Here is a 9768-nt window from a genome sequence, read left to right as displayed (position 1 = left end):
GTTAGACATTGTCCTGCCGATTTATCTCGGCGCACTGGATGTCCTGTTCTTGTCTGTTCTTGTCCCATACCGGAGGGCATCAGAGTCGTCGCTACCATCACCGCCAACAATGGCAATGGCACCAGTCAGGCAACGCTCCGTGATGGTTCGGTTATTACCGTCAAGGGTGAGTCTGTGGGCATTGGTAAGGAATAGGAGAAGGAATAGGACATCCATAAATTTACTAATCATATGAATTGAACCAACGTTTTACTGAAGCTTTCACCCTTGATTTGTGGATGTCCTGTTTATGACAAGAACACCGACCGTTCAGGGACTTCAGCCATAACAATAATCCGATTAGCACATTATCAAGGAATAGGACATCCATAAATTTACTAATGGAAGGAATAGAAGGAATAGAAGGAATAGAGAAGGAATAGGACATCCATAAATTTACTAATCATATGAATTGAACCAACGTTTTACTGAAGCTTTCACCCTTGATTTGTGGATGTCCTGTTTATAGACAAGAACACCGACCGTTCAGGGACTTCAGCCATAACAATAATCCGATTAGCACATTATGAATCAATGCTAATCGCGCCCATGTGAAAAGAATGTCATTTCCCGAATCATCAAATAACAGCAGGGCAGGAAAAACAGTACAGCGGGGACCGTTAATAAAAGGCCAAGCAAGAACAGAGCAAGAACAGGACATCCATAAAAGTATCCACAAGAACAGGACATCCATAAAAGTATCCATACTATTTTCGTGGATAAATTTATGGATGTCCTGTTCTTGTTGACAGAGAGGTTGTAACTTTCGCAGTCATATATATATGTAATAAGAAAGCACTCAAATAGTCATAATACTGCCTCAAAAGTGTCATAACCCTACCCTATGATTTGGAAGTCAACCATAACTTCTTAAGGGATAGGAACCATGAGAGCACTTATCAATCGTTTATTAATACGATCTTCTGCTCTGACAGCTGTTCTGATTTCAACTTTTGCCACCAGCACTCTGGCAAAAACCATTGATATTGAAACACTGACCCGTGCAGCACAGAAAGAAGGTGTCGTATACAGTGTTGGCATGCCCGACAGCTGGGCAAACTGGAAAGGTACTTGGGCAGACCTGAAAAACGACTACGGTCTTTCTCATCAGGATACCGATATGAGTTCCGCGCAGGAAATTGCCAAATTCGCTGCTGAAAAGCATAACGCCACTGCGGACATTGGTGACATCGGCTTTGCCTTTGCCCGTGTTGCGGTGCAAAAAGGTGTAACACAGCCTTATAAGCCCACTACCTGGGATGAGATTCCTGAATGGGCAAAAGATAAAGACGGTCACTGGGTTCTGGGTTATACCGGCACGATTGCTTTTATCTCCAATAACCGTCTGGTAGACGATGCACCAGAAAGCTGGCAAGACCTTCTGACCGGCGATTATAAAGTTACTGTGGGTGATGTAGGTGTTGCTGCTCAGGCAAACAATGCAGTACTGGCGGCTGCCTATGCCAATGGTGGTGACGAGACCAACCTGAAACCTGCTTTAGAGTTTTTCGCCAAACTGGCGAAGCAAGGCCGGTTGTCGTTTACAGACCCGAACATTGCCAACCTGGAAAAAGGCGAAGTTGAAGTGGCTATTATGTGGGACTTCAATGCTTTGAATTATCGTGACCAGATTGATCGTAATCGCTTTACTGTCAACATTCCTCATGATGGCTCCGTAGTATCCGGTTACACGAGCATTATCAACAAGTACGCTAAAAACCCTTACGCAGCCAAACTGGCTCGTGAATACATCTTAAGCGACCGTGGTCAGATTAATCTGGCAGAAGGTTATGCCCGTCCAATCCGTACTAATGTTGAATTGCCTCAGACTATTAAGGAAAAACTCCTGCCAGATGAGCAATATCGCAACGCACGTCCATTAACTGATTTTAATGCTTGGGAGAAAAGCTCCCGCAAACTGCCTCGCCAATGGCAGGAAAATGTGCTGATGCACCAGCAGTGAGAGATGTCGATGAACCCTAAGGTCATTTTCGTTGTATTGGATGGACTTAATTATTCAGTAGCCCGTGATTGCATGGGCTACCTGAATGGACTGGTGGAACAAAAAACCGCCAGCCTTTATGCCCTGCAATGTGAGCTTCCTTCCATGTCTCGTCCGTTGTACGAATGCCTGCTGACCGGTATCCGCCCGATAGAGAGCGGTATCGTCAATAATCATATTGTACGTCTATCCCATCATGACTCTGTATTCAGCCTTGCCGTTAAGCAGGGCAGAACCACTGCAGCAGCAGCCTACCACTGGATGAGTGAACTTTATAATCGGGCACCATACAACGCAGTCCGTGATCGGTTTACCAGTGATACGGCGCTGAATATCCAGCATGGCTGCTTTTATCACTGGGATCATTACCCTGATGAAGCACTGTTTCTGGACGCAGAACATTTGCGCCTAACCCATCTGCCCGATTTTCTGTTGATACACCCGATGAATATCGACGACATTGGACACAAGTATGGTCTGGATTCTTACCAGTACCGCAACAGTGCCCGTCAGGCGGATATCTGCCTGTCGAATTATGTCGGTTCATGGCTCAATGATGGTTATCAGATCATGATCACCAGTGACCATGGCATGAATCGTGACTTTTCCCATGGTGGCTCTCTGCCTGAAGAGCGTGAAGTGCCACTGTTTGTGATTGGTGATGGTTTCAGTCATCAACCCTGTGAGATTCAGCAAACGCAGATTTGTGGCTCCATTTGTCAACTGATGCAGCTGAGTCATGATAAACCCTACATCCGGGAATTACTGGCACTATGAGTCTTTCGCTGTTGAGTGCTGCTGAGCAGATCCTGCCTGTGAATCTGTCCCAGCGATTCAGACAAATTAAACCTGTCGTCTGGTTGGTGCCCTTCGCACTGTTTTTTTACTGGTTTCAGTTATCCCCCATGATCTGGGTATTTGTGAATAGCTTTATTTACGAAGGTGAGTGGGCACTGGAAAACTACCGGGAAATTCTGGGCTCAGGCTTCATGTTACAGGGCTTCCGTAACAGCCTCTGGCTCTCATTCTGGTCCAGTGTGGGAGGTTTATTGATTGCCACCCTGCTGGTGTCATCACTCCGGCGAGTAAATTCAAAACTTCGTGATGGCGTTATTGCGTTTACCAATATGAGCACTAACTTCGCCGGTGTACCGCTGGCTTTTGCTTTCATCATTATTCTTGGGATAAACGGCGCTTTTACACTATTGCTGAAACAGTATGGCCTGATTGGTGAGTTCAACCTGTATGGACAGTGGGGGCTGTTGGTCATGTACATCTATTTTCAGATTCCACTGGCGGTTCTGCTGCTCTATCCGGCCTTTGATGCGTTGCAGGATGACTGGCAATCGGCAGCGGCCCTGCTGGGTGCCAATACCCGACAGTACTGGCTGAAAATTGCTTTGCCTGTGTTGTCTCCAGCCTTGCTTGGCAGCTTTATTATTCTGGTTGCCAATGCCATTGGCGCCTATGCCAGCGTTTATGCGTTGACCTCAGGTAACTACAACGTGATTACTGTTCGGATTGCCAGCCTGGTGTCGGGTGACCTGTTTCTTGAGCCCAATCTGGCGGCAGCTATTTCTATGATTCTGATGTTGATTCTTGCTGTCATCACAATCATTAATCAGCGACTGATTGCTAAAAGCTACGTAGGAAGAAAAAACAATGTCGGCCGTTAATCTTTCCTACCATAAATTCATCGTTTATCTGATAACCGGCCTGTTGCTGATCCCAATACTGGCAATGTTACTCTACTCTATATCCTCAAGCTGGGGAGCCACCATTCTCCCGGATGGTCTGACATTAAACTGGTATTGGAAACTGTTGACAGATACACGCTTTCTGGCGGCTTTTGGCCGTTCACTGCTGATCTCTACTGCGGCACTGGCGCTGAGTGTAGCGCTGATTCTGCCGGCTATTTTCGTAGTGTTTTATTACTTCCCGAAACTTGATCGACTGATGAATCTCCTCATTATGTTACCCTTTGCTGTACCGCCGGTGGTGTCGTCTGTTGGTTTGCTTCAACTCTATTCCGACAGCGCTGTTCCTCTGATCGGTACGCCATGGATTTTGTTGGGCACCTATTTCACCATTGCATTGCCGTTTATGTACCGAACGCTGGCAACCGGTTTATCCACCATTCATTTGCACGACTTGATGGATGCAGCTCATCTTCTGGGTGCCAGTACAACCAAAGCATTCCTGATGATTATTCTGCCTAATTTGAAAAAAGGGCTGATGACATCTGTTTTCCTCTGCTTCTCGTTTCTTCTGGGTGAATTTGTATTCTCCAATATGCTCGTAGGCGCCCGCTTCGAAACATTGCAGATCTATCTCTACAACATGCGACAGACCAGTGGACATTTCACATCCGCCCTGGTCATGACCTATTTACTGTTTATTTTCTTGCTGACCTGGCTCGCGAGCCGACTTGGTTTCAATCAGTCAGGAGTTAAATCATGAGTTATGTATTAGCCAGTCAGTTAACCAAGCGCTTTGGTGACAATACGGTTTTTGAAAAAATCAATTTCTCTATTGAGAAAGGTGAGTTTATTACCCTGTTAGGCCCCAGTGGCTGTGGCAAGTCCACACTGCTACGCAGTCTTGCCGGCCTGAACCCAATCGATGGTGGAGAGATTCATATAGAGAATGAAGATTTAACCCATACTCTACCCAGAGATCGAGGCATCGGTATGGTGTTTCAGTCTTACGCCCTGTTTCCCAATATGACGGTTGCAGAAAACATCGCTTTCGGTCTGAAAATGAAAAAACTGTCGTCTGTTTTTATTCAGAGCGAAGTTGAGCGGGTAATAGAACTGGTAGAGCTTGGTGGCAAAGAGCAGCAGTACCCTGATCAACTATCCGGGGGACAGCGCCAGAGGGTGGCTCTGGCCCGGGCTTTGGTAGTGAAACCACGGATTCTGTTACTGGATGAACCCTTATCGGCTCTGGATGCCAAGATCCGTAAACGCCTGCGCCAACAGATTCGAAGTATTCAGAAGGAACTGAATTTAACGACCATTTTTGTTACCCACGATCAGGAAGAGGCGATGATTATGTCCGATCGTATTTTCCTGATGAATCAAGGTGAAATTGTCCAAAAAGGGACACCGGAAGAGATCTACACCCAACCAGCCAATGAGTTTGTGGCCGGTTTTATGGGGCATTACAATCTGGTTGAATCCCACAAGGCGAAACAGTTATTTAATATACACACGGATAACAAAGTCGCGATTCGCCCGGAGTCAATTTATGTCAGGGAAGCTGGCCGACACTATGGAAGCCATATCTCAGCGCCACAGATCGGCATCATTAAAGAGCATCAGGTTCTGGGTAATGTGATTCGCTATCGGGTAGCTATAGACGACTGCGATTTAACTGTTGATCTTCTTAATCGTTCTTCAGAGCGTTTGCTAGCTGCGGGTCAGTCTCTTGAACTACTGTTTAACCTCAATGAAATTCAGCCGGTCAGTGCCTGATATGTCAAAGCCGTTGTATGTATTTGACCTGGATCACACATTAATTGGCAGTGACTGCATGATGGAGTGGCATAAATTTCTGGTCGAGAAGGGCGTTGTATCCGATCCGAATTTTCTGGCAGAAGAGCGCCACCTGATGAGCCTGTACGGGAAAGGCAAGCTCAATATGGAGAGCTATCTGGCTTTCTCTCTGACTCCATTGAAAAGTATCAACAAGGCGGATATTCATGCTCTGGTCAGTGAGTGTGTGGAAACCCGTATCCTGACTACACACTACTTGGAAGCCAGAAAGTTACTTACTCATTTAAATCAGGGAAATCATCAGTTACTGATGATTTCCGCATCGGTAACCTTTCTAGTAGAACCCATTGGTCAGCGACTCGGTATACAGCAGTCACTGGGGATTAATTTACTGGAAGACAGTGGATGTTATACCCCAGTGATTCAGGGGATACCCAGTTATCGGGAAGGAAAAGTAACCAGACTCCAGGAATGGCTGGCGTTACAGACCGGGACGTTTGATGAAATTCACTTCTATACAGACTCCATTAATGACCTTCCTCTCTGTCAGTTTGCCGATTTTTCTTACCTGGTGAACCCATGCGCCCGGCTCGCTAAGTATAAAGAGCATCAGAACTGGACAGTGCTGAGCTGGGATGCTCCGGTAGAAATGCTCTAGTACATGACTTAGGAATTGTCCTTAGCTCGACTTTAGACTTTCGGTGATAGCTGCTCCACACACACTGAAAGTTAATAGACAACAGAGCCTGTGTGACGAAGCCTTGCCCGGATAACATGCCACCAAACAAGAGTTCACAGAACGTGGGTACTGCAGTTGGTGATAACGCTCCTGCAAGAAACGTTGTATATAAAGCGAGCTCCCGGAGGATCACTCGATGATCGGAAGTGAGCATAGCAACCATCTCATATTTGGTGATTAGAGGTGGTTGCTATTTAGCTGATTACGAATTAATTGTTGAACTTTTGTGCTTTGCGAACTCTAAAGTCGAGCCTTATTTAACGCCCCCTGAAAAAACTGGCGAACAACATAATACAGATTTCAGTGGATGATTTCCGTCAACTTTTTCAAAAGAGCCACAATGAGGCTATCGCATAACTGTCGTCAGGCTACTCGCTTTGCATACACCCAATGCAAACTCAGCAGATAATTACTGCACATTCCTGCAGCAATCCCCAACATCATCGCTATATAGAGAGAGGATACGGCATCACCAAAAACGCTAAGATATAGCTGAAATACGACAAAATTAGGCATGGCAGAAAAACACGCTGTGACCATGTGCTTCTGCCATTGTTGCCAGCAAGCGCGCTGTTGCCTGTCATTAAACGTCAGTAAGCGGTTACCTGCCCACGTTATGGTAGCCGCCCCGATAAATGCCGCTATTCGGGCAGCCAGCGTATTCATAGAGAATATGTGTAAGCACAGGCTGAAAAGAAAGACATCAACTAAAAAGCCAACACCTCCCACCAGAACAAACTTAAAAGCTCGCTTACTATTCAGGATTCTTTGTAACATCGATACAGTACACGCTGGTTTTCAGTGATGAAACTTAACTCACAGGCGTGATTAAGCGAGGCAATAAACTGTTTAACCTGTGAAGATTTCCCAATCAGTTGAAAATCATCCATATCGTGTAGCAATTCAGTACCCGTTAGCTTTTTTGCCTTGCCAAGACTGTAGAATTGTCCGGAGAAAGGTCTTTTACCTACATAGAAACTGGATACATCCTTATCTGCCTGTTTAAAAATAACGGCATCGCTCTTTCGGTCACTGCCACCATTCATCAGCACAATAGTACATCCGAGAATCAGTATCGGTACGATACAGCTGACTACCTTAAACCATCGGGGAATCGCCAGATCTTCCGGCAATAAAATAGCAATCAGTAAAGCCAGCGCAGGCGTACCCGGAAGAACATAAGCCTGCAGCACATTACCCGCCCCGGTAAAAAGCACCATAGGTGCAATAAGCCAAAGCAATAAAAAACTGATAATGCCATTGCCAGCCTGAGTCAGTTTTTTGATGCGCTGCCGTTGTCGCCAGAGTAACACCGGCAACACAATTGACCATGGCGCTGCAGAATAACACCAGAACCACCAGATGGTGCCGCGCACTTCTTCATGGGCAGAACCATACAGGTCTCCTTCCCAGCCACTGACCAAAAACCGCTTGAAGTGTTCCCCAACAATAAAGTAATCCAGAAAGCCAGGGGTCGCCTGCTCAGCCAGAAGATACCAGGGAAGAGCAATCACCAGCATCACCAGACTCCCGGTAATTAAAGGGAAACGCTGCCATAACACGACAAAAGCCTGCTTTACTCCGTGCTGAATAATCAGCCATGGCACAACAGCCAGACCGATCAGCACCAGCACCAGCGGACCTTTAGCCAACAAGCCGATAGCCAGACCCACAAAGCCAAAATACCCCCACCGTTTTTCGCCCTGCCAGCAGCGATAAAAACCGGTCATCGCCAGCGTCACACCAACGGTCAATGCCATATCGGTCATCACCGCACCGGCCGACAGCAGGAAGATGCCACAGGTCGCCATCACTGCACTGGTTTTCAGTGCGCTGAAACCAAGCTTTCTGGCAAACAATGCCATCAGGCCAATAACTACAATACCCGCCAGCCAGTGGGGAAAACGAACTGCAAACTCAGAAAGACCAAACCATTCAATCCCTGCGGCACTCATCCAGGTGAATAAAGGCGGCTTGCCCCAGAAAGGAATGCCGTAATCAAATTGAGGTGTCACCCAATTGCCCGTTTCAGCCATTAATCGTGCCATTTCCCCATAGCGGGCTTCTGTCGTATCCATCAGGGGAAAAGCCCCGAGGGCAAAAAAACGAATACATAAAGCGGCAATCACAATGGCCCACAGCCAGGTTTTATCCCTGTTCATGCGGCCTTCCTGACAACGGGTTGAATGTTATTACTTATGACAACTGCCTTCTTTTCCATAATGGATTGGGTTAAATAAAGTGGCCTTGCCTTGGTTTCAATAAAGATTCGGCCAATGTACTCCCCCAGCAAACCAATACTTAACAACTGGATACCACCAAGACCCAGCTGCACCACCATCATAGAGGGGTAACCACTGACCGGATCGCCAATAATCAGTGTTTTCAGAACCACCATAAGTCCATAGCAGAAGGCGCTAAAAGCGATAAGAATGCCCATCAATGTAGCCAGACGCAGTGGTTTAATCGAGAAAGACGTGATGCCATCCACCGCCAGCCCAAGTAACTTCAGATAGTTCCATTTACTACTGCCACAAAACCGCGCATCCCGTTCAAATGAAACGGTGGTTTGCTCAAAGCCCGGCCAGGCAAAAATACCCTTCATGTACCGGTTGCGTTCAGGCAGTTGATTAATATGATGGATTACCTTGCGGTCAAGAAGGCGGAAATCACCGACATTCTCTGGAATTTCAGACTGTGCCAGGATATTGAGCAGGCGGTAGAACAGTCGCGCAGAAGAACGCTTGAACCAGCTTTCACCATTCCTGTGCCGCCGTTGCATGTTGACTACATCAAACCCTTTTTCCCACTCAGCCATCATGGCAGGAATCAACTCAGGAGGGTCCTGAAGATCCGCATCCAGCAGAATAACGGCTTGTCCCCGGGTATGTTCGAGCCCCGCAGACATCGCCGCCTCTTTGCCAAAATTACGGCTTAGCTGAATACAAAACACATCGCTCTTGCTGGCAGGAAAAGACGACACTAGACTTCGGCTATCATCCGTACTGCCATCATCAATATAGATAATTTCACTGCGTCTTTTTAAACCATCAAGAACCGCAGTTAAACGACGATGAAACTCAGGCAATACTTCCGCTTCGTTAAAAAATGGCACTACCACAGAAAGAGTAACATCAGCGTCAAACACCGACCGTTCAGGAACTTCAGCCATAACAATAATCCGATTAGCACATTATGATTTAATGCTAATCGCGCCCATGTGAAAAGAATGTCATTTCCCGAATCATCAAATAACAGCAGGGCAGGAAAAACAGTACAGCGGAGACCGTTAATAAAAGGCCATACCCCAACATCAGAGCCACCCAGTCCATAAGCCAGGGGTAAAAGAGCAGAAACGGTGGTGACCGTCGTCAACAGTACCGGGCGCAGCCGCGTTGTCACACTTTCGATCAAACGCTCAACAAACTCAGAGCTGTCCTCTCCGGCTGACGTCCTATTCAGGCGATCAACCATAACCAGTGCATTATTTA

General features: G+C 46.7%; 11 protein-coding genes. 7 read left to right on the top strand and 4 right to left on the bottom strand.

Features of this window, described 5'->3' with window-relative positions:
* The 7 genes from RM811_RS05570 to RM811_RS05540 form a co-directional block, all read left to right on the top strand.
* Window positions 1–195, top strand: a 195-nt coding sequence (locus RM811_RS05570) for a hypothetical protein (protein ID WP_402521638.1), incomplete at its 5' end; no start/stop codon positions are given.
* 730 nt (window positions 196–925) lie between these two features.
* Window positions 926–2002: an ABC transporter substrate-binding protein gene (locus RM811_RS05565; protein WP_402521637.1), complete on the top strand. Its 1077-nt coding sequence runs from the start codon at window positions 926–928 to the stop codon at window positions 2000–2002.
* 3 nt (window positions 2003–2005) lie between these two features.
* On the top strand, window positions 2006–2818 hold the full coding sequence (locus RM811_RS05560; RefSeq protein WP_402521634.1) for an alkaline phosphatase family protein: 813 nt from the start codon (window positions 2006–2008) through the stop codon (window positions 2816–2818).
* On the top strand, window positions 2815–3717 hold the full coding sequence (locus tag RM811_RS05555) for an ABC transporter permease (protein ID WP_402521632.1): 903 nt from the start codon (window positions 2815–2817) through the stop codon (window positions 3715–3717). Before RM811_RS05560 ends, RM811_RS05555 begins: the two co-directional genes overlap by 4 nt.
* Window positions 3704–4501 carry an ABC transporter permease gene (locus RM811_RS05550; protein ID WP_402521629.1) on the top strand — a complete coding sequence of 266 codons (798 nt, stop codon included), beginning with the start codon at window positions 3704–3706 and terminating at the stop codon, window positions 4499–4501. Before RM811_RS05555 ends, RM811_RS05550 begins: the two co-directional genes overlap by 14 nt.
* The gene (locus RM811_RS05545; protein WP_402521626.1) at window positions 4498–5517 is read left to right on the top strand and encodes an ABC transporter ATP-binding protein; all 1020 of its coding nucleotides are present in this window, start codon (window positions 4498–4500) and stop codon (window positions 5515–5517) included. The genes RM811_RS05550 and RM811_RS05545 overlap by 4 nt, the downstream gene beginning before the upstream one ends.
* 1 nt (window position 5518) lies before the next feature.
* Window positions 5519–6196: an HAD family hydrolase gene (locus RM811_RS05540; RefSeq protein WP_402521623.1), complete on the top strand. Its 678-nt coding sequence runs from the start codon at window positions 5519–5521 to the stop codon at window positions 6194–6196.
* A gap of 444 nt (window positions 6197–6640) precedes the next feature.
* On the opposite strand, the gene RM811_RS05535 is transcribed toward RM811_RS05540, so the two are convergent.
* From RM811_RS05535 to RM811_RS05520, 4 genes are all read right to left on the bottom strand, one after another.
* On the bottom strand, window positions 6641–7054 hold the full coding sequence (locus tag RM811_RS05535) for a GtrA family protein (protein ID WP_402521622.1): 414 nt from the start codon (window positions 7052–7054) through the stop codon (window positions 6641–6643).
* Entirely contained in the window at window positions 7036–8439 is a 1404-nt protein-coding gene (locus RM811_RS05530) for an ArnT family glycosyltransferase (RefSeq protein WP_402521620.1), read from the bottom strand. Before RM811_RS05530 ends, RM811_RS05535 begins: the two co-directional genes overlap by 19 nt.
* Window positions 8436–9449 carry a glycosyltransferase family 2 protein gene (locus RM811_RS05525; RefSeq protein ID WP_402521617.1) on the bottom strand — a complete coding sequence of 338 codons (1014 nt, stop codon included), beginning with the start codon at window positions 9447–9449 and terminating at the stop codon, window positions 8436–8438. The genes RM811_RS05530 and RM811_RS05525 overlap by 4 nt, the downstream gene beginning before the upstream one ends.
* The coding region (locus tag RM811_RS05520) for an efflux RND transporter permease subunit (protein ID WP_402521615.1) at window positions 9392–9768 on the bottom strand (377 nt) is incomplete at its 5' end. The genes RM811_RS05520 and RM811_RS05525, both read right to left, overlap by 58 nt.

Origin of the sequence: Endozoicomonas sp., from assembly GCF_031844845.1 — a bacterium.
Taxonomy (GTDB): Bacteria; Pseudomonadota; Gammaproteobacteria; order Pseudomonadales; family Endozoicomonadaceae; genus Endozoicomonas.
Note: the sequence above shows the minus strand (reverse complement) of the source record. Positions and strands in the feature narration are given on the sequence as shown.

Coding starts and splice junctions, on each gene's coding strand:
- RM811_RS05565 (WP_402521637.1), top strand. CDS start 926: ATGAGAGCACTTATCAATCGTTTATTAATACGATCTTCTGCTCTGACA.
- RM811_RS05560 (WP_402521634.1), top strand. CDS start 2,006: ATGTCGATGAACCCTAAGGTCATTTTCGTTGTATTGGATGGACTTAAT.
- RM811_RS05555 (WP_402521632.1), top strand. CDS start 2,815: ATGAGTCTTTCGCTGTTGAGTGCTGCTGAGCAGATCCTGCCTGTGAAT.
- RM811_RS05550 (WP_402521629.1), top strand. CDS start 3,704: ATGTCGGCCGTTAATCTTTCCTACCATAAATTCATCGTTTATCTGATA.
- RM811_RS05545 (WP_402521626.1), top strand. CDS start 4,498: ATGAGTTATGTATTAGCCAGTCAGTTAACCAAGCGCTTTGGTGACAAT.
- RM811_RS05540 (WP_402521623.1), top strand. CDS start 5,519: ATGTCAAAGCCGTTGTATGTATTTGACCTGGATCACACATTAATTGGC.
- RM811_RS05535 (WP_402521622.1), bottom strand. CDS start 7,054: ATGTTACAAAGAATCCTGAATAGTAAGCGAGCTTTTAAGTTTGTTCTG.
- RM811_RS05530 (WP_402521620.1), bottom strand. CDS start 8,439: ATGAACAGGGATAAAACCTGGCTGTGGGCCATTGTGATTGCCGCTTTA.
- RM811_RS05525 (WP_402521617.1), bottom strand. CDS start 9,449: ATGGCTGAAGTTCCTGAACGGTCGGTGTTTGACGCTGATGTTACTCTT.